This window comes from Clostridium sp. C2-6-12 (genome assembly GCF_009928485.1).
In the GTDB taxonomy this organism is placed as follows: Bacteria; Bacillota; Clostridia; order Clostridiales; family Clostridiaceae; genus Clostridium.
Genome location: NZ_JAABNP010000005.1, coordinates 77,720 through 103,620 on the forward strand (window position 1 = coordinate 77,720; position 25,901 = coordinate 103,620).

A 25,901-nucleotide genomic window follows, 5' to 3' on the forward strand; every position below is an offset into this window, starting at 1 on the left:
ATGATTTATACAGATAATAGACAAAAAAAATTAGAAGTTACTGAAGAATTTATAAGTAAATTAATAGAAGTGATTAATTTTGCGTTAAAAGAAGAGGAAGTTAATATAGAGTGTGAAATTTCTTTACTATTTGTAGATAATGAAGAAATTAAAGCAATTAACAAAGAAACTAGGGGAATAGACAGAGAAACAGATGTATTATCATTTCCAATGTTAGAATATGAAGATAAAAAGGTATTTAAGGAAATATATAAAGACTATAAATTTTCTCCAGTTGATTTTGATGGAGAAGAACTTGTTCTTGGTGATATAGTGCTTTCTTTAGAAAAAGCATTAGAACAAAGCCGAGAGTTTAATCATTCATATGAAAGAGAAGCATCTTATTTAGTAGTTCATTCAGTGCTACATCTATTAGGATATGATCATATGGAGGACGATGAAAAAAGTGTTATGAGAAGTAGAGAGGAAGAAATATTAAATCAGCTTAAAATAACAAGAGGGTAAATCAGTTAAGAGTTAAGATTTTAAAGTTATGAGTTAGAGAGGAAATCTTAAGACGAAGATTTCTAAAATTAAATAATGATTTTTTGGTAAAAATAGGAAAAGGATTTAAAATTGCATATAACTTTTAACTCATAACTGAATAAAGTGGGTGGATAAATGAAGGTGAAAAAGACACTAGAAAGTTTCAATAATGCAATAACGGGAATAATTGATACTGTAAGAACAGAAAGAAATATGAAAATACATTTAATTGCAGCTGTTGGAGTATTAATTGCTAGCTTTTTCTTTGATATAAGTAAATTTGAATTTCTTATATTAGCAGTTACTATAACGATGGTTATAGCTGCTGAACTTATTAATACTGCAATAGAAGCTGCAATAGATATGACCACTAATTATTATCATCCTTTAGCTAAGGTAGCTAAAAATGCTGCGGCAGGTGCTGTTTTAGTTACTGCTATTAGTGCTGTTTTAGTTGGATATATTATATTTTGGGATAAGTTATCTAGCTTTTCATTTGATTTAATTAGAAAAGTAAAAAATTCTGAACCATATACTATGCTTATTGTATTAATAATAGTTTGTATTGCAACAATTATTGCAAAAGCTATATTTGGGGAAGGAACTCCTTTAAAAGGAGGAATGCCAAGTGGTCATAGTGCTTTAGGTTTTTCTATTGCAACAGCAATATCACTTATAACAGAGCAACCAATTTGTATATTACTAAGTTTTTTGTTGGCGTTTATAACTGCACAAAGTAGAGTTGATTCAGAAGTTCATAGTATTTTAGAAGTAATAGTTGGCGCTATTTTTGGAATAATATTAACGTTATTTATTTTTACTCTATTTAGACTATAAGTAAAAAAACAGACACTTATAAAAAGATTACGCAGTAAAATACGGAACTTTTCTAGAATCACAGTTATTTCAAATTAGAAAAACAGTGAAATAATATTACACATTGTCAATTAACTTATAAATAGAGTATACTATTTGTAAAGTAGCATAATGTTATTTTAGCTTTTAAATTTTTAAATTAAGAAGCTTATTTTTAGGAGGAAAAGATGTTTAAATCAGGATTTGTTACAATAGTTGGAAGACCTAATGTTGGTAAGTCAACTTTATTAAACTACATAATGGGAGAAAAGTTATCTATAGTTTCAAACAAGCCCCAAACAACAAGAAATAACATTCAAACCATATTAACAGGAGAAGATTATCAAATAGTATTTGTTGATACTCCAGGTATACATAAACCTAAGCATAAATTAGGTGAATACATGGTGAATTCAGCAAAAGAGTCAACTAATGATGTTGATTTAGTGTTGTTTTTAACTAACCCAGATGATGAAATAGGTAAGGGAGATAAATTTATCTTAGAAACCTTAAAAGGAAAGAAATGCCCAGTATTTTTAGTGTTAAATAAAGTAGATGAAAGTACTCAGGATAGAGTAGCCAAAAGCTTAGAAATGTATTCTAAGGAGTTTGAATTTGCGGAAATAGTTCCAATAGCTGCAATTAAGGGTAAAAATGTTGATAAGTTATTAGAACTTATGAAAAATGCAATGCCTGAAGGTCCTAAATATTATCCAGATGATATGATAACTGATGTACAAGAGAAATTTGTAGTAGCAGAGATAATTAGAGAAAAGGCACTAAGAAATTTAAGAGATGAGGTACCTCATGGTATAGCAGTAGATATAATTCAGATGAAACAAAATGAAAGAGGAACATATCATATAGAAGTAGATTTAATATGTGAAAAGGATTCTCACAAAGGAATAATAATAGGAAAAAATGGGCAAACGCTTAAGAAAATTGGAGAAACTGCAAGATTTGAGCTAGAAAAATTCTTAAGAGCAAAAGTAAATGTTAAGATATGGGTTAAAGTTAGAAAAGAGTGGAGAGACAATCAAAATTTGTTAAAGGAATTAGGGTATAAGGCGAAAAAGTAAATTTAATGAATAATTAATAATAGGGGTGATGAATCTGTCCACTATAGAAACTAAGGCTGTTATTATAAAAACGCAGGATTTTAAAGAAAATGACAAATTAGTTTGGTTTTATACTGAAAAGCTGGGTAAGATTACGGCAATAGTTAGAGGTGCTAAAAAAAGCAAGAGTAAGTTTTTAGCCTTAACGTTACCTTTATGTTATGGGGAATATATGGTGTATAAAGGGAAAAATTTATATACACTTCAAGAAGGAAAAATATTAAATTCCTTTCAAGGGCTTTTGGATAATTTGCATAAGCTTACCTATTCATCTTATTTATGTGAGCTTATAGATATTGCCTGTACAGATGAGGATATTAATGTTGGGCTTTTTAGGAACTTAGTTACGACATTATATTTATTGAATACAGATGCATTAGATTACGAATTGCTAATAAGGGCTTTTGAATTAAAATTATTAAAGTCCACAGGATATAATTTGTCGTTAGATAATTGCAGTATTTGTAGAAAAAAAATATCGTCTTCAAATTATATAAGTTTATCTTATTATGGAGGAGTATGTGAGGAATGTCCTAAAGAACATGGGTTATTTATTTCAAAAGGGGCATATAATGCTTTGAGATTTTTGATGAACTTGAATGTAGATAAATTATATAGATTAAATTTGAGCAATGAAATAAAAGCAGAAATAGAAAAAGTAACAACTTTTTTAATCAGCAATAACTATTCAAGAAAGCCCAAAAGTTTGGAAATGTTAAATTTTATTAAGGAGTGATAATTTATGGAAAAATTAACATTGGAAAAAGTTGATATGGTCAGAGAAAGAACAGGAGTAACTTATGAAAAAGCAAAAGAGGCTTTAGAAGCAAGCGAAGGAGATGTATTAGAAGCTTTAATTTATATTGAAAAAACTCAGGAGGCATCAAATAATAACGAAGGTTCTGAAGGTGAGTTTGAAAGTAAAGCAGCAATTTCTATTGAAGAGCTAAAGGCTTGGATTAAGCAAATAATTGAAAAAGGAAATGTCACAAGGATAAAGATTAAAAAAGATGATGTTAAATTGATTGATATTCCAGTTAATGCAGGAATTGCAGCAGGTGTTGTTGCCCTTGTAATTCCACCAATTCTTGCAGCAGGTGTAATTGCAGCCATAGCAACTAAAATAACAATAGAAGTGACAAATGAAGATGGAACTGTAGAAGTTATAAATACACAAGTATCTAAAGTTGCAAATGATGTTAAAAATAAAGCTAATGATTTTGCTGATATGGTTATATCTAAAGTAAATGAAATGAAAAATGATATAAAAGATAGTAAAAGTGAAGTTAAGCCAAAAGAGTATACAGGTTCTGATACGGTTTATACTTATACAGTAAGCTTTGAAGAAGAAAAAGAAAAAGTTGAAGATAGAATTGAAGAAAAAGAAGAAGAAAAAAAATAAAAGAAATCTAAAGAAATAAAGAGTAAAACAGATATAAAATAAACATAAAATTAGTATATGGGAAATATTTAGTGAATTTATTTGATTTTTCTGAAAATTAAGTCTAGTCAAACAATAATTACATGATATAATAAAAGAGTGGTAATTATACACTAAATATTTCTTGTATTTGTAGAAAGAGGGATAAGTTTGAAATTATCACCTAGGCAAGAGGAAATTATAAGCTTAGTAAAAGAGAACCAACCAATAACAAGTGAAGCTATTGCAGAAAAGCTAGGGGTAACTAGGGCTGCTCTTAGAGCAGATTTAGCAGTGCTTACTATGATTGGTAGTCTAGATGCTAGACCTAAGGTTGGTTATGTATACAGCGGTAAAACATCTAATGGGATGGTTTATCAAAATATCAGTAAAGTTAAAGTATCTGAAATAATGTCTAAACCTGTGACAGTAAGCGAGGAGACAATGGTATATGATGCAATCGTATACTTGTTTCTAAACGATGTTGGGACATTATTTATAGAAAACAATGGAGTAATTACAGGAGCAGTTTCTAGAAAAGATTTTCTTAAAATCTCAATAGGGGGAACAGACATACATAAGGTTCCAGTTGGTGTAATCATGACAAGAATGCCCAATATAATTTGTGCTGACAAGGATGATAACGCATATGATGTAGCTAAGAAAATAATAGAACATGAAATTGATAGTATTCCAGTTGTTGAAACAGTCAAAAGAACCGATGGAAGGGACCAATTAAAGATTATAGGGAAGGTTTCCAAGACCAATATAACTAAATTATTTGTTAAACTTGGAGAAATCGGCGATTAGTTATTAGGGTAACTACGATGCCTTAGGAGGAATCGATAGTAAATATATTGAGAAAAATATAAGAAAAGAGGGAGTATTGAGATGACAAATAAGTATGTATATCTTTTTAGTGAAGGAAATGCTTCAATGAGAAATTTACTTGGAGGGAAAGGTGCTAATTTAGCTGAAATGACTAATATTGGAATTCCAGTACCAGATGGATTTATTGTTACAACTGAATCTTGTAATAAATATTATGAAGATGGTAGAAAGATTTCTGATGAAATAATAGGTCAAATTTATGATTGTTTAGCAAAACTTGAAGAATCTACAGGTAAAAAATTTGGAGACAATTCAAACCCTTTATTAGTTTCAGTAAGATCTGGTGCTAGAGTTTCTATGCCAGGTATGATGGATACTATTTTAAATTTAGGATTAAATGATGTAGCTGTTGAAGCTATGGCAGGTTTAACTAACAATCCTAGATTTGCATATGATTCTTATAGAAGATTTATTCAAATGTTCTCAGATGTTGTTATGGGAATAGAAAAGAGATTATTTGAAAATAAAATTGATGAACTTAAGGAAAAGAAAGGCGTTGAATTTGATACAGATTTAACTGCTGATGATTTAAAAGAATTAGTTGCTGAATTTAAAGAATTATACAAGAAAGAAAAAGGTGAAGATTTTCCAAGTGATCCTAAAGTACAATTAATTGAGTCTATAACAGCTGTATTTAGATCATGGGATAATCCTAGAGCTATAGTATATAGAAGATTAAATGATATTCCAGGAGAATGGGGTACAGCAGTAAACATACAAGAAATGGTATTTGGTAATAAAGGAGAAACTTCAGGTACAGGAGTTGTATTCTCTAGAAATCCAGCTAATGGTGAAAATGAAATATATGGTGAATATTTAATGAATGCACAAGGTGAAGACGTTGTTGCTGGTATTAGAACACCACTTCCAATATCAAAATTAAAAGAACAAGATCCTAAGATTTATAAAGAATTTGAAGATATAGTTGAAAAACTAGAATCTCACTATAAAGATATGCAAGATATGGAAATAACTATAGAAGAAGGTAAGTTATACTTCTTACAAACTAGAAATGGTAAGAGAACAGCTCAAGCAGCTTTAAAGATTGCTGTTGATTTAGTTGAAGAAGGAATGCTTACTAAAGAGGAAGCTATTTTAAAGGTTGAACCTAAGCAATTAGATACATTATTACATCCAGCTTTCTATACTGAAGATTTAAAGAAAGCTGTACCAATGGCTAAAGGGTTACCAGCATCACCTGGAGCTGCTTGTGGTAAAATTGCATTTACAGCTGATGAAGCTAAAGACAGAGCTGCACTTGGAGAAGATGTTGTTCTTGTAAGACTTGAAACTTCACCAGAAGATATAGAAGGAATGATAGCTGCAAGAGGAATTCTTACAGTTAGAGGTGGAATGACTTCCCATGCTGCTGTTGTTGCAAGAGGAATGGGAACTTGCTGTGTAGCAGGATGTGGAACTATTAAAGTTGATGAGAAAAAGAGAACTGTAGAGGTTAATGGAAAAGTATTCACAGATGAGGACTACATTTCAATTGACGGTACTTCAGGTAATGTATATGGAGAAAAAATAAAGACAGTTGCTCCAGAAATTTCAGGCCATTTTGCTACATTCATGGCATGGGCAGATGAAATAAGAAAATTAAAAGTTAGAGCAAATGCTGATAGTCCAAAGGATGCAAAACAAGCAGTTGAATTTGGAGCTCAAGGTGTAGGTCTTTGTAGAACAGAGCATATGTTCTTTGCAGAAGATAGAATCATGGCTGTAAGACAAATGATTACTTCTAAAGATTTAGAACAAAGAAAAGTTGCATTAGATAAGATATTACCAATGCAAAAATCTGACTTCATAGGAATTTATGAAGCATTAGAAGGTAAACCTGTTACTATAAGATTATTGGATCCACCATTACATGAATTCCTACCATCAGCTGATGAAGATATTAAGGAATTAGCAAGAGAAATGGGAATAACTTTTGATGAGTTAAAAGCTACAGTTCAAGAGTTACATGAATTCAATCCAATGATGGGTCATAGAGGATGCCGTCTTGCAGTATCTTATCCAGAAATTGCTGAAATGCAAGCTAGAGCAATTATAGAAGCTGCTATAGAAGTTAAGAAGACTAAAGGCTTTGACATTGTTCCAGAAATAATGATTCCTCTAGTTGGTGAAATTAAGGAATTAAAATATGTTAAAGATGTTATAGTAAATACAGTAAAAGAAGTTATGGAAGAAAAAGGTGTAACTTTAGATTATAAAGTAGGTACTATGATAGAAATTCCAAGAGCAGCTTTAACTGCTGATGATATAGCTAAAGAAGCAGAATTCTTCTCATTTGGTACAAATGATTTAACTCAAATGACATTTGGATTCTCAAGAGATGACGCAGCTAAATTCTTATCTCATTACTATGAGAAGAAGATTTATGAACAAGATCCATTTGGTAAATTAGATCAAACTGGAGTTGGTTCATTAATTAAGATAGCTGTAGAAAAAGGAAGAGCTACAAGACCAGATATCCATCTTGGAATATGTGGAGAACATGGTGGAGATCCATCATCAATTGAATTCTGTCATAAGATAGGTCTTGATTATGTATCTTGTTCACCATTTAGAGTGCCACTTGCAAGACTTGCAGCAGCACAAGCACAAGTTAAAAATCCAAGGTAATCAGAAAAATAAATAATAGTGTGAAGTTATAATATGAGCTATTAATAATAAGGCTTTAAATTTTTCATACTATGAGATATAGGGCGTTGAAATTTGAAATTATTACTAATTTTAAGTTCAATGCCCTATTTTTGATAGTAATCATATTATTTTCACCATTCTTTTCATTGGTTTTAGCCGTGGGAATGATTAAATATATTTAATATAATAAAAGGTGGAATAGTGGGGATTGAACTTGCAGTTTCGTTATTGCGTTGTCAGTTTTGTTCTTAGTGCAAGATGATAAGCTACAACTACATAGTTCTGGCGATGCAGTGATTGACAATTGCTCTTCAAGAAGTAGTGCTAGCCGTACCTGCAATTATAGCATAAACCTGACCTAATTTTGTTAATCAAGTTGGTACGAACAACAGCAATTAATGCTTCTACAATAATAACAGCAATTATATGCTTTATATTAACGTCTGTTGTTATTAAGTTATAGGGAGATGGGAAGGGAAATTAAAATAATAATATCTTTTAGAATGTAGAAAATATAGAAAAGGAGATTTATAATTATAGAGTAAACTTATTTTTTTATAATAAACTATATAGATGATTTTATAGGGTATGGAGGAAATATGGAAAATGTAGAAAAATTTATTGAAATAAATGGCGACTTTAAAATGCGGAAATTAACAGAAAATGATTTGGAACAATTTAATGGACTTTTGCGCTATGCATTTCAAATAACGATGGATGAACTTTTGCATACTGGTTGGACAGAAGACCAAATTATGCATGCAAAGAAACCTATTCTTAAAAATGCATATGTATTAGGATGGTTTTATCATGGAAAATTAGCTTCAATGATTGTTGTATATTCTATGAAAGTTAATATTCACGATAATATTTGCAGCATGGGAGGAGTTACGGGAGTTGCTACATATCCTGAATACACAGGTAAAGGGTTAATACATTCGTTGATAAAAAAGGCTATCGAGTATATGCATGGAGAAGGCCAATCAATTTCTTTTTTATATCCGTATTCAATTCCTCTTTATAGAAAACATGGCTGGGAAATAATATCTGACAAGATTACATTTACAATAAAAGACTCACAGCTTCCTAAAATAAGAAATGTAAAAGGTATGATGGAACGTGTTAGTTTGGAATGTGAAGATCTTTCAAATGTTCATGACTATTTTTCCATGCAGCGTCATGGTGCAATGATCAGAGATAAGCTAGCTTGGGATGAATATTGGAGATGGGATAGTGATGATATTATAGCTGCTATCTATTACAATAAAAACCATAAACCTTTAGGATATTTAATTTATTACATTAGAAATGATATCTTTTATATAAAAGAAATGGTTCATTTAAATAGTGAAGCGCGTTATGGAATATGGAATTATATAAGTGCACATTATTCTATGGTAAATGAAATCAAAGGAAATAATTATTCTGGGGAACCAATGGCATTTCTGTTTGAAGATAGTGAGATAGTTGAAAAAATTGAACCATATTTTATGGCAAGAATTATTGATGTTAAAAAATTTATTTTACAATATCCATTTTTAGTTCAATCACAAAACTTTAAAATTAATTTGAAAATAAAAGATTCAATAGCAGATTGGAATAATGGAGTGTTTAATGTTTATTGGGAAGATGATGATACTTTTTGCGAAAAAACTGATGATATTCATGCAGCTAATTTAGTAGAAATGGATATTCAAACCTTAACCACTATGTTAATGGGGTACAAACGTCCTACCTTTTTATATGAATGTGGAAGAATAAAGACCGAATATTATATGCTTAGAATTTTGGAACAGTTGATTCCAGTGGAAAAACCTTATTTTTCAGATTATTTTTAACATAATTACGAAAAATAAGATAAAGTTTAAAATTATATTTTCATTTTAATAGAATAATAATATAAATAATGAAATTAAGAAGGAAGCACCAAGAAAAATTTGATTTTTCTTGGTGCTTCTTTTTACTAATTTAGTTTCATGTCCAAGCAATAAGCTTGTATATTTCAGAATGGAAATTATATATAAATTAGTTAAACTTTATACTATAAATGTATTATAATACCACTTGCTATAAGAGGACAACTTGCATATAATTTTAAAGTAAAACTATATGAAATGCTTTTTCAATTTCGTATATGATTTTTAGAGAAAAATCATATTGAAGGTTTGCTTTTGAAGTTGCTTTTATAAGCAACGATAAGAAAGCGGATTTATTACATTTGTTAATATTTCTATAATAATCTCTTGATATTTTCCAATACTTTTGTGGAAAACAAATATATGAAATTATATATCTTAAATCAGATTCTGTGAGTGGAGAAATTTCATCATATGCTTTTAGTAAAGATAAAGCTAAATCAATATCCCATTTTGTATTTTCCCGTTTAAGAAGCCTACGCATAAAATAACCTAAATCTCTTGCTGAATAATCTGTTTTGCATTTATCAAAATCAATTATCCATGGATCTAAATCATTAGGAAAAATTATATTTTTATTTACAAAATCACCATGACATAGAGATTTGCTTAGAGTATCTGCATTTATTTTATTTGAGATATCTAATGATAATTTTGCTAAATTTAAATTAATATCAAAAATTGAAATGAAATGTTTAGAAAAAGTATCTTTATATTTAAATGCTTCATTAGATGTTAGAAGTAGATCTTCAAAATGCTTTAAGGTTGATATGTAATAATCATCAAAGCCTTCCTTTATAGAACTTCCTAAAATTGGTTGAAAGTTGCGCGTGATTGAATGTATAGTAGAAAGTTTTTTTACAGCTAGAGTAACATGGCTAATATTATCAAAATTACATTTCTCACCATTGATCCAAGGTGTTAATATAAAAAGCATATCTTTATAAGCTGCAAATCTATTATTATCAATGGTTGATAAAAGCTTTGGTACTCTGATGTTATTTCTGTACAACCATTCAATAGCGGAATATACGTATAGCAAATCATTTATTGGATAATAAACTTTTTTTAAACAATAACTTTTTTCATTAAAATCTACTTTGTATACAGCTCTTTGTTTATCTGTATCTTTAAATTTTATTATTGAAACTTTAGCCTTTTGCAAATTATAGTATGGTAAAACATTTAGTTTTATAATTTCAGGGGAAAGACTGGAAGCTTGTAAAGGCAATACTTCGATGCTCATAAAAACACTCCTTTTATATTAAGTGATTTTTTGGAATAGGTAATAATGAATAATTAAGTAAGAAAAACCTCTAGATTTTTGAAAGATAAAAATAATTAAAAGAAAACCTACGGTTTTGAACCTTAATCATTCATTATCAACCATTCATCATTAACTAAGCGGACACAGTTGCTTTGTTTTAAGTTAGTTGAAAAACTTTATGTATTAAATAATATTAATGCAATTTTAGGAATATACTTAAAGAATTGCAAAAAAATATAAAATTTTATATATAAATGATATTATTTTTTTATAATTTGCAAATAATAAAGAGTGTTAATAAATAGAGGAATATGGAGATAAATATAGAATAGATAAAAAGAGGTGATAATATATGAATGTAAGAGAAAAAATTCAAGATTTTGAAAGCTTGACATTAATCAAAGAAGCAGCTTTTTCTAAAAATTCTCGTGGAAGAAAAATTCCTGAGGCAGAAGATGATATTAGAACTTGCTATATGGTTGATAGAGATAGAATTATTCAAAGTAAATCATTCAGGCGCCTTAAACATAAAACACAGGTATATATAAAGACTTTTGGTGATCATTACAGAACTAGATTAACTCATACCTTGGAAGTATCCCAAGTTGCTAGAAATATTGGTGTTGGAATTGGATTAAATGAAAATTTAATTGAAGCAATTGCTTTAGGTCATGATTTAGGGCATGTTGCTTTTGCACATAATGGAGAAGAAGTATTAAATGAATACTTAAATGGCGGCTTCCGTCACAATGAGCAAAGTGTAAGAGTGGTAACAAAGCTTGAAAATAATGGAAAAGGCCTTAATTTAACGGAAGAAGTGATTAATGGAATATTAAACCATAGTGGTCTTGGAACAGTAAAGGATATAATTACTTTAGAAGGTGTTGTAGTAAAGTTTAGTGACAAAATGGCTTACTTAAATCATGATATTGATGATTCTATAAGAGCTGGATTATTAAGAAAAGAAGAGATACCAAGAGAAATTGTTAAGATTCTTGGAGATAATTCTAATGAAAGATTAGATATATTAATTAAAGATTTTGTAAAAACATCAACTGATAATATTAATAATGGTATTAGAGAAATTGGCATGAGCAAAGAAATTGATGGCGCAATGAGAGAATTAAGGGAATTTATGTTTAAAAATATATATTTAGGGGATACATTAAAGGTCGAGAGAAATAAAGCAAAATTTATTTTGGAGCAGCTAATAATGTATTTTGAAGAAAATCCAGAACAAATGCCTGAATTTTATTTAAAAATAGCTAAAGAAGAAAGCTTAAAAAGAGGTGTGGCTGATTTTATTGCAGGAATGAGTGATGATTATTGTTTATTATTATTTAATAAAATATTTGTTCCTAAGGTAGTAATAGATTAGTTCGGACTAAATACAATAGGTATTAGAATTTTAAAATAAAAAGAGGATTTCAAAATAAAAAAAAGAATATTTAATAATAATGCAATTCAACTAAATATTATTTCATATTACTTGGAAGAAATTAAAATAAAATTTATTAAATAAATAGAAGGAAAACTCGTAAATATGTCGAATAATATATAATTGTTGAAAAAAAGCAGTAGGGAGGAGATGTCTCCTTGCAGATACCAGAAGACGTAATAGAGAAAATAAAAGAGCAAAATGACATTGTTGATATTATTTCTGAAAATGTAAGGTTAAAAAAATCAGGTAGAAATTATATGGGATTATGTCCATTTCATAATGATAAATCTCCGTCATTCAGTGTTTCTAGTGATAAACAAATTTACAAGTGTTTTTCATGTGGTGAGGCGGGAAATGTTATTACATTTGTTATGAAATATAAGAAATTTACATTTTTAGAAGCTGCAAAGTATTTGGCAGATAAAGCTAGTATTCCATTAGAAATAGCAGGTCAGGAAAATAATAAAGTTCTAAGAAAAAAAGAACTTTTATATAAAGTTAATGTTGATGCTGCTAGATATTATTTTGCTAGTTTACAAAAAATTAAAATAGCAAAGGAATATTTTCTAAAGCGTGGAATAAGAGAAGAAACAATAAAGAGATTTGGTCTTGGATATGCGCAGGATAACTGGAAGGGAATAATAAATTATTTAAGAACAAAGGGTTACAAAAATGATTTGTTACTAGAAGCAGGATTAATTTCTAAGAATGAGAAGACTGGGAATGTCTATGACAGATTTAGAAATAGAGTTATGTTTCCAGTATTCGATGTAAAAGGAAAAGTTATTGGCTTTGGAGGCAGGGTTTTAGATGATTCAAAACCAAAATATTTAAATTCACCTGAGACAATGATTTTTCAAAAAGGAATTAATCTTTATGGTTTAAATTTTGCAGTTAAAAATGGATTACAAGAAGATTACATTATTATTGTTGAAGGCTATATGGATTTAATAGCACTTCATCAATCTGGCATAACTAATGTTGTAGCATCTCTTGGAACTGCTCTTACTGTAAATCAGGCAAGGCTTTTAAAAAGATATGTAAGCAAAGTAATAATTTCTTATGATGCTGATTTGGCAGGTCAAACTGCTACTCTAAGAGGTCTTGAAATTTTAAGAAATGCTGGATTTGATGTAAAAGTATTAACAGTGCCAGAAGGTAAAGATCCAGATGAATTTGTGAGAAATAACGGAAAAGAAGCATTTTTAAGGTTAGTAAAAGATTCATTACCACTAATTGAATATAGAATAAAAAAGGTATCAGAGGGAATTAATCTTAAGGATGGAAATGATTTGGTTAAATATGGAGAAAGATTTGCAGATATTTTAGTAGATTTGAATCCAGTAGAAAAAGATGTCTATATAAAAAAAATATCAGAAGAAACATCAATTAAAGAACAGGCGTTATATGATTTGCTTTCTCAAGAAATGGCAAAAAAGTTAAAAGAGGATAGCTTTTCTAATAAAAAGGAAAGCACTGCAACAAAGTTATATATAGAACCAGCTTATTTAAAAGCTGAAAGGGCTTTACTTAAATTGATGTTTAAGGATGAATTTTATGAAGAACTCAAAAATGTTATAAATTTTGGTGACTTCATAATAGAACCACATAATAAAATTTATTCTTTAATATTGCAAGGAAAAAAAGCAGATACTAATAATATAATATCTTATGTAGAAAGCAGATGTGATGATGTAGAAAGTTCCAAAGAATTAATAAAAATTATGGAACATGAAATTTTAGCTGTTACAGATAAGGAAAGATTGATTAGAGATTATATAAAGCAAATTAAATGCTTTAAGCTTAAATTGCAAATTGAAGATCTAAAAACGATGCAAAATAGATTTGAACAAAACGGGGAAATTGAGGAATCTATTAAAATTGCAATGGAGTATGCTAAATTATCAGAAATGTTGAAAAAGGTAGAGAGAGAGGTTTAAGGTTATGACGGAAGGAGGCAATAATAATATGGAACAAAAAGCAAATGGAAAATCAGTAAAGCCAAAGGATGACAAAAAAGATAAAAATAACAAGATGCTAGCGGTTAAGGAATTAATAGAAAGAGGAAAGAAAAGCGGTTCATTAACATATAAAGAAATTATGGAGGCTATTGATCATATTGATTTAAGCCCAGAACAAATAGAAAAGATATATGAAGTATTTGAAATGACAGGTGTTGAAATAATAGGAGAAGCTCCAGAAGCTGAAGTTGAGCAAGAAGAATTAGAACTAGATTTATCAGTACCTGAAGGTATAGCTATTGATGATCCTGTTAGAATGTATTTAAAAGAAATTGGAAAAGTGCCACTATTGTCTTCTGAACAAGAAATAACTTATGCTAAAGAAATAGAAGAGGGAAATGAAAAAGCTAAGAAAAAATTAGCAGAAGCGAACTTGAGATTAGTTGTAAGTATAGCAAAAAGATATGTTGGAAGAGGTATGTTGTTCTTAGATTTGATTCAAGAGGGAAACTTAGGACTTATTAAGGCTGTTGAAAAGTTTGATTATAGAAAAGGATATAAATTTTCTACTTATGCTACTTGGTGGATAAGACAGGCGATAACAAGAGCTATTGCAGACCAAGCTAGAACAATAAGAATACCAGTTCATATGGTTGAAACTATAAATAAACTTATTAGAGTGCAAAGACAATTGTTACAAGAGCTTGGAAGAGATCCGTTCCCAGAAGAAATTTCAAAGGTTATGGAATTACCAGTAGATAAGGTACGTGAAATTCAAAAAATTGCACAAGAACCAGTTTCATTAGAAACTCCAATTGGTGAAGAAGAAGATTCTCATTTAGGAGATTTTATTCCTGATGATGAAGCACCAGCACCAGCCGAAGCGGCTGCATTTACAATGCTTAAGGAACAATTAATAAGTGTATTGGATACATTAACTCCTAGAGAAGAAAAAGTATTAAGATTAAGATTTGGTCTTGATGATGGAAGAGCAAGAACTCTTGAAGAAGTTGGAAAAGAATTTAATGTTACAAGAGAAAGAATTAGACAAATTGAAGCAAAAGCTTTAAGAAAACTAAGACATCCATCAAGAAGTAAAAAATTAAAAGATTATTTAGATTAAAATTTAAATTAAAAACTAAGCACCTAGATAATAGGTGCTTAGTTTTTGAAAAGAAAATTAGTAAATGTTTTAGTTGATAATTAACAACACTAATATATAGAAAAATTTATTAATACAGTATTATACAACTCCTATAGCATATGGAGATGACTTAGTGGGATTCACTAAGAATTTTTTAGAAAACAATAGTTTTCTACCTTAAGTGTAAATTGTTAGCTGTTAACTGAATTAAGTGGAGGAAAATATGGAGTTAAGTAAAAGATTAAATTGGATAATAGAAAAACTTGATAAGGTTGAAGTTATAATGGATGTTGGAACAGATCATGGTTATATACCTATCTATTTAGTTAAAAATAATATTGCTTCAAAAGTTATTGCTTCAGATATAAACAAAGATCCTTTAAAAAAAGCTGAAATAAATGCATCATTAGATGGAGTGTCAGATAAAATAGATTTAAGATTAGGTGCAGGATTATCACCTTTAAAAAATAAAGAAGCAAATGCAGTTATAATTGCTGGTATGGGTGGAAATTTAATTAGAGACATATTAGAAAATGATTTGAGTAAGTTAAAAGATTTAGAATATTTAATACTTCAACCTGCTCAAAATCCTGAAGTTTTACGTAAATATTTATATAATAATGATTATGAGATTATAGATGAAGATATTTGCTTAGATGATGGAAAGTTTTATGAAATATTCAAAGTAAAATATAAAAAAGGAGATTATATATCTTTGGAGGAGATATTCTATGAAATAAGTCCAATGATTTTAAATAAAAAGTCTTCTATTTTTAAAGCATATATAGAAAGCAAAATAGATAAAAATGAAAAAGTAATGGAATTTATAAAAGATAACACAGAACATGCTATAGAACGTAAAAATGAGTTGATGAAAAAAAATCAAAGGTTAAAAAAGTTATTGCAAAATTTTTAGGTGGTGAATTTATGGCAAAAGTAGTTGAAATAGCAAAGGAAATTGAACAATTAGCACCAAAATTTTTAAAGGAAGATTATGATAATGTTGGATTGATGGTTGGGGATGAGCAAAAAGAAGTAAATAAAGTATTACTTTCTTTAGATTGTACAAATGAAGTAATTAAAGAAGCAGTAGAACTTAATTGTGATTTAATCATTAATCATCATCCATTGTTATTTAGAAAGCCAAGCAATATTATTAAAGGTGATTTAGTTGGAGAAAAGATTATTAATTTGATAAAAGAGGATATTGCTTTATATTCGTGCCATACTAATTTAGATAGTGCTAAAAATGGAATTAATGAAACAATAGTTAATATTCTTGGCTTTAATTCAAGCAGAATAATTGAACCTATAGATTCAAAAGAATATAAAGATGGTGGAATTGGAAGAATAGTGGAATTAGAAAAAGAAATGTCAATTTCAGAAATTATAGATATTGTTAAAGAAAAATTAGATATAAAGAATATGAGGGTTGTAAGAGGTAATGAAAAAGTAAGAGTATTAGCAATAATAAATGGTAGCGGCCAAGACTTCTTTCATAAGGCGAAAAGTCTTGGAGCAGATTGTATAATAACAGGGGATACTACTTATCATTTTGTCTCGGATTTTAAAGAAATGGGTATAAGTATATTAGATCCAGGACATTTTCCAACAGAGTATATTGTTTTCTTAAAAACATTAGAATTTTTAAAAGAAAAGTTTAAAGATGTTGAATTTATTACTTCAAAGCAAAGTAAAGATCCATATGAATTTGTTTAAATAATGCTTAATATAAGTTAGGAACAGAGAAAAGAATATTGCGTAAATTTTAAAATATTTTTACAAGCATTTCATCATTATTTAAATAATTCATTTCATAAAATTAATATGTGACAATTAAGTAAATAAAACAGAAAAAACTGCATATACTTATAAGGTATTAATATTGTGAGAGTAAGATATGAGTAGAGATGATGATTTTGCTAATGGAGCAGGGGAAGATTTAAAAAAAGATTTTAGAAACATATTTAAACATAGTAAAAATGCCTTTAGAGGTTTTTTTAGAAAGAGACCATCTAGATGTTGTGGTAGACCAAATGGATTTACTCCCTTTGGTCTTGGAAAAACAACATTATTGGCCTTATTTTATCCGAAACTAATAGTTGCAGGAATAATTATTTTAACTTTGTTATTTTGCGGAGTAAACTTGTATGGAATAATAATAATAATTTTGTTAACAATAATATTTATATTAATATAAATTGTATATATTATACTTAATAAGTTAAAAGTTTCAAAATACGGATTTTGATTTATATCATTCCAGCAAATTAATAAAAATATTCATTTGTATATTTGTTTAAAGTATGTTAATATATATTTTGCGAGTAAGACATGCAATCGCTGCTAGACTTAGATCTAGGAGAGGAAAGTCCGAGCTCCATAGGGCAGGGTGCTGGATAACGTCCAGTCAAGGCGACTTGAAGGAAAGTGCAACAGAGATATACCGCCTAAGTTTTACTTAGGTAAGGGTGGAAAGGTGATGGTAAGAGCTCACCAGCGTGATGGCGACTTCACGGCTATGTAAACCCCACTTGGAGCAAGACCGAATAGGGAGGCATTAAGGGGCTGCCCGTCCCGCCTCCGGGTGCGTCGCTTGAGCCTGCTGGCAACAACAGGCCTAGATAGATGATTGCTTAGTACAGAACTCGGCTTATGGCTTATCTCGCATATTGAAAATAGGCAGTTGAGAGAATGGAAGGTTAATTTCTTCCGACATTCTTCCGACGGCTATTTTTTTATATTAATTTAGATGAGAATATTAAATTTGAGATTTTATCAGTAGCTGATTTCTGCATTTCATCGGTTACGTGAGAATATATATTTAAGGTTGTATTAATATCTGAATGGCCTAATCTTTCTTGTATAACTTTAAAATCTACACCTTCTTGCAAAAGCAAAGTGGCATTGGAGTGACGTAAATCATGGAAACGAATTTTTTTATCAATTCCTGAGTTATTTACTAATCTGTTAAATTTTAAAGTATAGTAATTTGGATGTATATATTTGCCGGATTCCCAAGTGAAAATAAAATCATATTCACGGTTGTTAAATTTATTTTTAATATAATTTTCACCATATTCTAGTCTGTTTAGATTTTGCTTTTTTTTATGAGTCTTAAATAATTCTAAAAGATCATTAGATACAGATATACTTCTTTCACTTTCAATAGTTTTAGGAGTTCCTACCTGAACAGATGTATTTGTATATATAAGATTATTATTGATTTTGATTTTTTTATTTTCAAAGTCAATATTGCTCCATTCTAGACCTGCTACCTCGCCTCTTCTTAGGCCAAGTTCTAAAGTAACAATTAAACAGAGTTTAAAAACATAATTTCCATAATCAGTTGAATCTAAGTGCGACAATAGTAAAGTGAACTCTTCAACAGTTAAAGTATTTGAAATATATTTATTTCTTTTAGGTTTTTCAATAAATTTGCACATATTATCATTAATTAACTGTAGTCGTACAGCTCTATTTAAAGAAGAATTTATTACACCATAAATTGATTCTAAAGTAGTATTGCTTAATCCTTTTTTCTTTTCTGCATTTAGAAGTTTTTCTATGAGTATAGGTTTAAGATCCTTAAGTAGGTATTGACCAATATGTGGTTTTATTTTGTTGAGATAAAGTGATTTATATTTTTCATAGGTATTAATTTTCCTATTTTCTTTAATATAATCTTCAAGCCAATCGGTAACATACGCATCATATGTTAATTTTTTTGGTTCTACAAATCCATTAGCATATTTGTATATTGCTTCATTTAATGATTCTAATGCCTCCTTTTTTGTGTTGCCTCCACAACGTTCAATTCGTTTTCTTTTACCATCAATAGAAGGTAATTCAAATGAATAATACCATCTATCACCTTTCTTTCTAACACTTCCTTGCATATTTTGACACCTCCATGTTAGATAGTATTTCACAATCTATAGTAGCTTTATCCAATAATGTTTTATCTTTATCTGAATTATAATCTACTGTTTCATTTATATTCCTTGAATAAACGATTTCATTGTTGAGTTTAATATTTAAAATATACTTCCATGGCATTAAAATTCCCCCTAACATAATGCGAACTAGTGTTCTCATGAAAATTATAACATTATTAGATTTTGATTTCAATATTCTGGAATGAAATTTGGATTTTTTTAAAGTAAAAGTAAATATTTTATTATTTAAAGCTAAAAATAGCATAAAAATAAATAAAAAACCATAGATGAAAATTCTACAGTTTTTCTTGATTATTTTATTTATTTTTAGAGTTTTCAATTAACTTTTTCACATCTAAACCGACAGCATCTAATTGCTTAATAATATTTTGAACTTCTTCAGCAGTTAATTCATGAGGATATCCTTTATCAATTTCAATTTCTATAGTTTGATTATGTAATGTTCCTGAGTATACTTTTGCAAGTTTATCATCAGTTCTGCCTAGAAGATAATCTATGCTGCAGTCAAAATAATCAGCTATTTTAATTAATACATCATCCTTAGGAAATCTATTTCCCTTCTCCCAATTAGTTACTGTTGCAGGTTCAACGCTCATAATTCTAGCAAAATCTTTGCCTAATAACCCTTTTTCTTCACGAAGCTCCTTAAGCCTAGTAGGAAATTTACTCATATTATCACCACCTTATATACTATAAACAATTCACTAACTAATATTATAAACTATTTGCTAATTAATTAACACTAAATTAACTAAAAGAAAAAATAAATTTTATTAAATTGAGTAAAATATGTTGAAATTATCTAAATGCTAATTTATAATGAAATTAAATTAGCGATATGATAATTAAACAAGTGTAAATTATCAGAATGAAAACTTAAATGGATAGCAAATTAGAATTAAGCAATTAAAAAGGAGAATGAAAGATGTACAGCAAATTAAAAGGCCTTATGGTAGAGAAAAGAATTACTCAACAGGAGTTAGCAGAAATACTTAAAATAACTGGAAGTGCTCTAAATTATAAAATAAACGGCAAGTCTGATTTCAGTGTAACAGAGGCTAAGTTGGTTTCAAGTTTTTTTGGAAAAACAATAGAAGAAATATTTGTTGTTGATGAACTTACTAAAATGAAAACTGGTAAAAAAGCCTAACATAACTAGAGAATGATAAAGATGAAAAGCAAGAAGTAGACGTGATTTATAAATCAAGCATGGAACTATGATTAGCACCAAATAAATTCATAAGGGATGAATCATGGAAATGAGAATAGGGGGATGGGGATGGAGCCAGTTTTATATACGGTATCTGAAGCTGCAGAGTTGTTAAAAGTTAACAGAAATTCTGTATATGATTTATTAAAGAAGAATGTAATAAGAGGGCTAAAGCTTGGGAGTTTAAAAATAACTAGAACAGAATTAATCAAGTTTTTAGAAGAAAACAATGGAAAGGATTTATCTAACCTAGAAGACATTAAAGATTTAACTTTTGATAGGGAGGGATAGTCATTTAAGTATTTATCCAAGATAGTAGAATGAATTCATTTCCATGCATATAACTAATAGTTTTAGAAAGAAGGGATTTAGATTGATTAGAAAATTTGAAGGATTAACAGCCAATGATTTAATAGAAATATTAAAGAATTATCCAAGGGATACAAAAGTATGTACTCAAATGCTTGGAGAGAATTTCCCGGTTAAACAGGTTGAAGAGTGTATTTATTATGACTTTGAAAAGGGTAAAAGAGGAGAGGAACATACGGGAGTTCTGGTAAAATAAGACACCATTAAATGAGGGAGAAGAGTGAATTTAAAAATCTTCAAATGTTATATCTATGTATGTAATTCAATTGGAATAAGTCCATCTTGGGATGGACTTGAAAGGTTTAGAAAATTTTGCTTATGGGAGTGTGAAAATAATGGCAGATATTAAATGGATTAAGCTAGCTACTTGTATGCCTGATGATGAAAAAATGAAATTAATAGATGCAATGCCAGAGAGGGATACAGTTCATTATTTATGGATAAGATTACTTATACAAGCAGCCAAGACTAACGCTGATGGGGAGATATTCTTATCAGAGGATATGCCATATACAGATAAAATGCTTGCCGTAATATTTTCTAGGCCTTTAGCAGATATAAAACTTGCACTGAAAACTTTATCTCGTCTTGGGATGATTGAAATAGCTTCTGATAAAGTAATTAAAATTGTAAACTGGGACAAGTATCAAAACATAGAAGGAATGGAAAGGGTTCGTGAGCAAAATAGAAGAAGAGCTGAGAATCATAGGGAAAAGAAAAAAGAGGAGAAGAAAGCGGCTAAAAGTAATAACGAAGAAACTCAGAAAAATGAAGTCTTAGAAGAAGAGATAGATATAGAAGAGAATCAAGATTTGGATGAAAATAAAACTATAAAAGAAAAGAAAAATTCAAAAGATAATGATGTTTTAGGAGAAAATAAAGATCTAGATAAAAACGGTCCATTAGAAAATTTAGAAACTAGTAAAGAAGCTTCTGCAAATACTCATATTGATGATAAAACTAATATTGCTGCTAGTGAAGCTGGCAGTATTGGTAGTACAAAAATTACTGATAATAATGAGGATATCAGCAATAGCATTATAGAAACTGCTGATAATAATTTTACTGCTACTAAAAATACTAGTAACGTTACTCAAAATAAAAGTAACGTTACAGTAACGGTACAGAATAAGAAAGAGATAGAGAATAAGAAAAAGAATAAGAAAGAGAAAAAAGATATAGATAAAGAGAAAAATACAGAGAGTAAAAATAATGCTTGTGATTTAAATAATAACAGCTTAACTTATGGTTTAAATAATAAAAATTCAGCTTGTGACGAAGAAGTAAGCAAGTTCAGTATCTTTGAGCAACATAATAATACTAAAAGTGAATCTGTAGAAGAGGAGGATATAAATCTTAAAGCTTTAGAGCTTATGCAATATCATGAAAAAATAACAGGAAAAGTTGGTGGATGTGATTATGTTGCACTTAGATCAGCTATTGACATTCATGGAGAAAAACGGGTTAAGATGGCTATGGATGTTGGTTTTGAAAGAAATTGTCCTGACGTAAAGTATGCAATTGGAGTATTAAAAAATTGGAGAAGGGATGGGTATCCAGAAGATCATATGGAGGTAAAGAAAAATGGGTTTAGAAGCATTGGAAAGAGTAACACAGCAGATAAAAATGAATTTGCAGGATTCAAGCCAAAGGAACCACGAAAACTTACAGAAGCTGAAAGAAAGAGGATTGAAGCAAACCTCATATAAGTGCAGTAGATGCTGTGACACCGGATGGATACTTGTTCCACAAGAACATATGCAGCCACTTGCTTTAGCCTGTGAATGCATGAAAATAGAAAAACTAAAGAATGAGTGGAAGTATTCAGGAATTAATGTTGAACAAAGTAAACTTACTTTCTCTAGTTTTGAAGTTTGGAATAAGGCATCACAAAGGATAAAGGATACTGCAGCAGCTTATTGTGCTGATTTTGATGAAATTAGAGGTGGCAGGCGTAATAGTATTTTACTATGTGGACAAGTTGGCAGTGGAAAATCTCACTGTAGCATTGCAGTTGCATTAAACTTTTTAAAACAAAGGATTAAAGTAGTGTACATGCCTTATAGAGATGTGATTACAAAGATAAAACAAAATATGATTGATGAAGAATACTACACCAAAATTATTTCAAAGTATCAATTATGCGAGGTACTACTTATTGATGACCTCTTCAAAGGAAAAATTAATGAAACAGACGTAAATATTATGTTTGAAATCATTAATTACAGGTATCTTAATTTTCTGCCTATTATAGTCAGCAGTGAATTTTCTATTGATAGATTATTAGCCTTTGATGAAGGTGTTGCCTCAAGGATATATGAAATGTCAAAAGATTATGTGGTAGAAATTGAAAAGGATATTAGGAATAATTATAGGCTTAAGTAAGTTCATCTGGAATAATTATAGGCTTAAGTAAATCATAAACTATAGGTTGTTAATAAATTAATTTGTGAAAGGAAGTTGTTATAAATGAAAGCATCAGGAATAGTAAGAAATGTTGATCCATTAGGAAGAGTTGTAATACCAAAGGAAATGAGAAAAGTACTATGCATTAACGAGGGAGATCCAATTGAAATAGTTAAGGTTAATAATGATATAGTTTTAAGGAAATATAGTAAGGGATGCATCTTTTGTGGTAGTGATAAAGATGTTGTTGAATTTAATGGAGCTATTGTTTGTGATGGATGCAGAAAGGCTTTGGGTAAATAATAATTCTTAAGAAAGGGGATAAGCAAAATGGGAGGTTTACTAATTTTTAAAGATGAAAGATTTGGGGAAATAAGATGGGTAAAAATTAATAATAAAGATTATGCTGTTGGAATAGATATAGCAAAAGCATTGGGATATAAAAACCCAAGAGATGCAATTTTAAGGCATTGTAGGGGTGTCGTGAAACACGACATAGGGGTAGTAACAGGAAAAAGGAAAGATGGAACGGATGCTATTCAAAATGTAGAAATGAGTTTAATACCGGAAGGGGATGTATACCGCCTAACTGCAAAATCCGAATTGCCAGGTGCAGAAAAATTTGAAGCATGGATTTTTGATGAAATACTACCTTGTATACGAAAAACAGGAATGTATGCTACAGATGAATTATTAGATAATCCAGATTTATTAATTGCTGCAGCTACAAAGTTAAAAGAAGAAAGAGAAGGAAGATTAGAAGCTGAAAAGAGAGTAAAATTATTAGAACCAAAAGCACAATTCTATGATGATGTTGCAGGCTCTAAAGATGCAATTGAAATGGGACATGTTGCAAAAGTTCTTGGTATTAAGAGAATGGGAAGGAATAGACTATTTTCATTATTAAGAGATAAAAAAGTCTTAGATAAAAATAATATTCCTTATCAGCAGTTTGTAGATTCTGGTTATTTTCGCATATTGGAACAAAAGTATACTGTACCTAGTGGAGAAACTAAAATTAATGTAAAAACTATGGTATTTCAGAAGGGTATAGATTTCATAGGAAGAAAGATTAGAGAGTTATAAATTAAAGATTTGTATGAAAATTCATATATAAAAATGGAGGCTATCCTATTCGTAAGGACAACCTCCATTTTTAAAAACCAGCGACTAAGCTACTTCATATTTAGTAACTTGTCTTTGAGTCAATTGAGCACCAGATTTCTTAACTAAATCGCCAGAATTAGTTTTGAAAATATTCTTGGCAATAACAACATCCATAAGTGCATTGACTTCATCTTTAGTAAGAGTAGATTTAACACCGCTAACGCTTAAAGTAGTCTTTAAACCAGCAGCAGTTAAAAAAGTCATAGCTAAAGTATATTCCATTTAACATACCTCCAATCCTAAAAATTTACTTAGGAATGCTATCCTAAGCATTTACTAAACTAGAAGATTCATTTATAAAGTAATCTCTAGTTGAAGCTTCCATAACGCCTTTTATTGCTTCAGCAACATCATAGACATTTTGAGGAGCAGCATCTGTTTTTACACCAGAAAAAGTCTTCTTGCTGTAGATCGCGTCCCCCGCTTTATCAGTCCCGCTTTGAACTTCAATGCTTAGGGATGCAGTTTGAATTGATTTTGTTACAGCCATAGTTTTTACCTCCTTCATTTTGTTTTCATAAAGGATATATGGACAAATGCTCGCTATTACATAAATAAATAAAATTTATTTGTTTTTTAATCAACAAAAGAACTAAAACAGATTAAAAGTATTGAAAGGATGATCATGAAAAGTGAATGTTTTATTGAAGGACAAATTAGTATATTTGATTTGCCTGCTATAGAGGTTGTAAAACCAAAGGAAATAATTATTAAAGGGGAAAATAAAGAATTAGATAAGTTTGATAGTATTATAAAATTATATTCTAATAGCTGCAGTAGAATAGTGAAAACACTTAGTGGAGCATTATTAGTTGAATTGAATGATAAAACCTTATATTTTAATTCAGATGAAGTAAATGAATTTAATTTACCTAAAGATGTGGGAATAATGCCTGGAGAAGAAATGCTTATTGTGAATATTGATAAGGAAATAAATGAAATACAAAGACAAAAGTTAAAAGATCTTAAGCCTAAGCAATATATCAAAAGAAAAGGTGATGCAAATTTAATAATACCTGGAGAGAAAACTATAGTTATAAATCCTAAGGGATGGATATTGGAATATATACAGAAGCCTAAATTCGAAGAAAACGAAATTTTTGAAACAGAAAATTATTTTATAAATAAAGTTATTGAAGAAAATATAAGAGAATCAGATATAGATTATAAAGTTGGAAATAAAGTTTATATTGAGTATCAGGGAATCAAATCAATAGGAAAAATAGTTAGAATATATAATAATGGAGAAACCTTAAATGTAGTTTGGGATGGTAAACAAACTGCTTTTTACTATAAGAATGTTGAATTAGCAGAATAAAAGCAAGAAGCACAGGTTAGAAGATCTTTATATATGATTATAATTTTAGAAATAAGGCAAGTATTAAAATAAAGAGATTTTGGAGGCAGTTATGGCTTATATGATAAATGATTTATATAATTTAGCACTAGTCTTATTACGTGGATGCATAGTTATAGTGCTTGTTACAGGAGTATATATAATAGGAATAATAAAATATACAAAAAAGTATAGAATTCCTGCTAGAGAAGTAGAGAAGATAAAGATTGATAATATTATTAACAAAGAAAATATTTAGGTGATTTA

The 25,901-nt window shown here is 29.2% G+C and carries 30 protein-coding genes and 1 other RNA gene; 25 read left to right on the forward strand and 6 right to left on the reverse strand.

Annotated features, from left to right (window positions below; translation table 11 throughout):
• The 8 genes from ybeY (at position 1) to GXK56_RS05995 (ending at position 9,296) form a co-directional block, all read left to right on the forward strand.
• Positions 1-504: an rRNA maturation RNase YbeY gene (gene ybeY / locus GXK56_RS05960; RefSeq protein ID WP_160686183.1), complete on the forward strand. Its 504-nt coding sequence runs from the start codon at positions 1-3 to the stop codon at positions 502-504.
• Between the two features lie 156 nt (positions 505-660).
• The gene (locus GXK56_RS05965; protein WP_160686185.1) at positions 661-1,362 is read left to right on the forward strand and encodes a diacylglycerol kinase; all 702 of its coding nucleotides are present in this window, start codon (positions 661-663) and stop codon (positions 1,360-1,362) included.
• Between the two features lie 206 nt (positions 1,363-1,568).
• A complete protein-coding gene (era, locus tag GXK56_RS05970) occupies positions 1,569-2,459 on the forward strand; it encodes a GTPase Era (RefSeq protein ID WP_160686187.1) in 891 nt (296 codons plus the stop codon).
• Between the two features lie 25 nt (positions 2,460-2,484).
• A complete protein-coding gene (gene recO, locus GXK56_RS05975; RefSeq protein ID WP_160686189.1) occupies positions 2,485-3,234 on the forward strand; it encodes a DNA repair protein RecO in 750 nt (249 codons plus the stop codon).
• Positions 3,235-3,240: 6 nt separating this feature from the next.
• Positions 3,241-3,900, forward strand: coding sequence for a DUF4342 domain-containing protein (locus tag GXK56_RS05980; protein ID WP_160686191.1), 660 nt, complete (start codon positions 3,241-3,243; stop codon positions 3,898-3,900).
• Between the two features lie 189 nt (positions 3,901-4,089).
• Positions 4,090-4,728, forward strand: coding sequence for a helix-turn-helix transcriptional regulator (locus GXK56_RS05985; RefSeq protein ID WP_160686193.1), 639 nt, complete (start codon positions 4,090-4,092; stop codon positions 4,726-4,728).
• An 81-nt stretch (positions 4,729-4,809) separates the two neighbouring features.
• Positions 4,810-7,437, forward strand: coding sequence for a pyruvate, phosphate dikinase (gene ppdK / locus GXK56_RS05990; RefSeq protein ID WP_160686195.1), 2,628 nt, complete (start codon positions 4,810-4,812; stop codon positions 7,435-7,437).
• Positions 7,438-8,057: 620 nt separating this feature from the next.
• The gene (locus tag GXK56_RS05995) at positions 8,058-9,296 is read left to right on the forward strand and encodes a GNAT family N-acetyltransferase (RefSeq protein ID WP_160686197.1); all 1,239 of its coding nucleotides are present in this window, start codon (positions 8,058-8,060) and stop codon (positions 9,294-9,296) included.
• Between the two features lie 256 nt (positions 9,297-9,552).
• Here GXK56_RS05995 and GXK56_RS06000 read toward each other — a convergent pair whose 3' ends face one another.
• On the reverse strand, positions 9,553-10,620 hold the full coding sequence (locus tag GXK56_RS06000; protein WP_160686199.1) for a CotS family spore coat protein: 1,068 nt from the start codon (positions 10,618-10,620) through the stop codon (positions 9,553-9,555).
• A 373-nt stretch (positions 10,621-10,993) separates the two neighbouring features.
• On the opposite strand from GXK56_RS06000, the gene GXK56_RS06005 reads away from it, so the two are divergent.
• The 7 genes from GXK56_RS06005 to rnpB all read left to right on the forward strand — a co-directional run bounded on the left by GXK56_RS06005 (position 10,994) and on the right by rnpB (position 17,859).
• A complete protein-coding gene (locus GXK56_RS06005) occupies positions 10,994-12,019 on the forward strand; it encodes a deoxyguanosinetriphosphate triphosphohydrolase (protein ID WP_160686201.1) in 1,026 nt (341 codons plus the stop codon).
• Between the two features lie 218 nt (positions 12,020-12,237).
• Positions 12,238-14,022 (forward strand): DNA primase, encoded by a 1,785-nt coding sequence (gene dnaG / locus GXK56_RS06010; RefSeq protein ID WP_160686203.1) that lies wholly within the window; start codon positions 12,238-12,240, stop codon positions 14,020-14,022.
• A 4-nt stretch (positions 14,023-14,026) separates the two neighbouring features.
• On the forward strand, positions 14,027-15,166 hold the full coding sequence (rpoD, locus tag GXK56_RS06015) for an RNA polymerase sigma factor RpoD (RefSeq protein ID WP_160686205.1): 1,140 nt from the start codon (positions 14,027-14,029) through the stop codon (positions 15,164-15,166).
• 244 nt (positions 15,167-15,410) lie between these two features.
• Positions 15,411-16,103, forward strand: coding sequence for a class I SAM-dependent methyltransferase (locus GXK56_RS06020; protein ID WP_160686207.1), 693 nt, complete (start codon positions 15,411-15,413; stop codon positions 16,101-16,103).
• An 11-nt stretch (positions 16,104-16,114) separates the two neighbouring features.
• Positions 16,115-16,906 (forward strand): Nif3-like dinuclear metal center hexameric protein, encoded by a 792-nt coding sequence (locus GXK56_RS06025; protein WP_160686209.1) that lies wholly within the window; start codon positions 16,115-16,117, stop codon positions 16,904-16,906.
• Between the two features lie 181 nt (positions 16,907-17,087).
• Positions 17,088-17,387 (forward strand): hypothetical protein, encoded by a 300-nt coding sequence (locus GXK56_RS06030; protein WP_160686211.1) that lies wholly within the window; start codon positions 17,088-17,090, stop codon positions 17,385-17,387.
• Between the two features lie 124 nt (positions 17,388-17,511).
• An RNA gene (gene rnpB, locus GXK56_RS06035) (RNase P RNA component class A) lies at positions 17,512-17,859 on the forward strand.
• A gap of 66 nt (positions 17,860-17,925) precedes the next feature.
• Here rnpB and GXK56_RS06040 read toward each other — a convergent pair.
• The 3 genes from GXK56_RS06040 to GXK56_RS06050 all read right to left on the reverse strand — a co-directional run bounded on the left by GXK56_RS06040 (position 17,926) and on the right by GXK56_RS06050 (position 19,817).
• Positions 17,926-19,086: a tyrosine-type recombinase/integrase gene (locus tag GXK56_RS06040; RefSeq protein WP_160686213.1), complete on the reverse strand. Its 1,161-nt coding sequence runs from the start codon at positions 19,084-19,086 to the stop codon at positions 17,926-17,928.
• The gene (locus GXK56_RS06045) at positions 19,070-19,246 is read right to left on the reverse strand and encodes a hypothetical protein (protein ID WP_160686215.1); all 177 of its coding nucleotides are present in this window, start codon (positions 19,244-19,246) and stop codon (positions 19,070-19,072) included. Before GXK56_RS06045 ends, GXK56_RS06040 begins: the two co-directional genes overlap by 17 nt.
• A gap of 196 nt (positions 19,247-19,442) precedes the next feature.
• The gene (locus tag GXK56_RS06050; protein ID WP_160686217.1) at positions 19,443-19,817 is read right to left on the reverse strand and encodes a helix-turn-helix transcriptional regulator; all 375 of its coding nucleotides are present in this window, start codon (positions 19,815-19,817) and stop codon (positions 19,443-19,445) included.
• Between the two features lie 254 nt (positions 19,818-20,071).
• Between GXK56_RS06050 and GXK56_RS06055 the strand changes: the two genes are divergently transcribed.
• From GXK56_RS06055 to GXK56_RS06085, 8 genes are all read left to right on the forward strand, one after another.
• A complete protein-coding gene (locus tag GXK56_RS06055; protein ID WP_160686219.1) occupies positions 20,072-20,296 on the forward strand; it encodes a helix-turn-helix transcriptional regulator in 225 nt (74 codons plus the stop codon).
• Between the two features lie 129 nt (positions 20,297-20,425).
• Entirely contained in the window at positions 20,426-20,647 is a 222-nt protein-coding gene (locus GXK56_RS06060; protein WP_160686221.1) for a helix-turn-helix domain-containing protein, read from the forward strand.
• A gap of 82 nt (positions 20,648-20,729) precedes the next feature.
• Positions 20,730-20,921, forward strand: coding sequence for a hypothetical protein (locus GXK56_RS06065; RefSeq protein WP_243156029.1), 192 nt, complete (start codon positions 20,730-20,732; stop codon positions 20,919-20,921).
• 24 nt (positions 20,922-20,945) lie between these two features.
• Complete coding sequence (locus GXK56_RS28505) at positions 20,946-21,074, forward strand: hypothetical protein (RefSeq protein WP_279283091.1); 129 nt, start codon at positions 20,946-20,948, stop codon at positions 21,072-21,074.
• Complete coding sequence (locus tag GXK56_RS06070) at positions 21,061-22,434, forward strand: phage replisome organizer N-terminal domain-containing protein (protein WP_160686225.1); 1,374 nt, start codon at positions 21,061-21,063, stop codon at positions 22,432-22,434. Before GXK56_RS28505 ends, GXK56_RS06070 begins: the two co-directional genes overlap by 14 nt.
• A 49-nt stretch (positions 22,435-22,483) precedes the next feature.
• On the forward strand, positions 22,484-23,110 hold the full coding sequence (locus GXK56_RS06075) for an ATP-binding protein (RefSeq protein ID WP_160686438.1): 627 nt from the start codon (positions 22,484-22,486) through the stop codon (positions 23,108-23,110).
• 84 nt (positions 23,111-23,194) lie between these two features.
• Entirely contained in the window at positions 23,195-23,434 is a 240-nt protein-coding gene (locus GXK56_RS06080; protein WP_160686227.1) for an AbrB/MazE/SpoVT family DNA-binding domain-containing protein, read from the forward strand.
• 27 nt (positions 23,435-23,461) lie between these two features.
• On the forward strand, positions 23,462-24,217 hold the full coding sequence (locus tag GXK56_RS06085; protein WP_160686229.1) for a phage antirepressor KilAC domain-containing protein: 756 nt from the start codon (positions 23,462-23,464) through the stop codon (positions 24,215-24,217).
• A gap of 84 nt (positions 24,218-24,301) precedes the next feature.
• Here the strand turns inward: GXK56_RS06085 and GXK56_RS06090 are convergent, their stop codons facing one another.
• Positions 24,302-24,520, reverse strand: a complete 219-nt coding sequence (locus GXK56_RS06090; RefSeq protein ID WP_119368050.1) for a DUF2922 domain-containing protein — start codon at positions 24,518-24,520, stop codon at positions 24,302-24,304.
• A gap of 43 nt (positions 24,521-24,563) precedes the next feature.
• Positions 24,564-24,788 (reverse strand): DUF1659 domain-containing protein, encoded by a 225-nt coding sequence (locus GXK56_RS06095; protein WP_087701257.1) that lies wholly within the window; start codon positions 24,786-24,788, stop codon positions 24,564-24,566.
• Between the two features lie 135 nt (positions 24,789-24,923).
• Between GXK56_RS06095 and GXK56_RS06100 the strand changes: the two genes are divergently transcribed.
• Positions 24,924-25,616 carry a hypothetical protein gene (locus GXK56_RS06100; protein ID WP_202127836.1) on the forward strand — a complete coding sequence of 231 codons (693 nt, stop codon included), beginning with the start codon at positions 24,924-24,926 and terminating at the stop codon, positions 25,614-25,616.
• Between the two features lie 91 nt (positions 25,617-25,707).
• Positions 25,708-25,893: a hypothetical protein gene (locus GXK56_RS06105; protein ID WP_160686233.1), complete on the forward strand. Its 186-nt coding sequence runs from the start codon at positions 25,708-25,710 to the stop codon at positions 25,891-25,893.
• Positions 25,894-25,901: the final 8 nt, after the last annotated feature.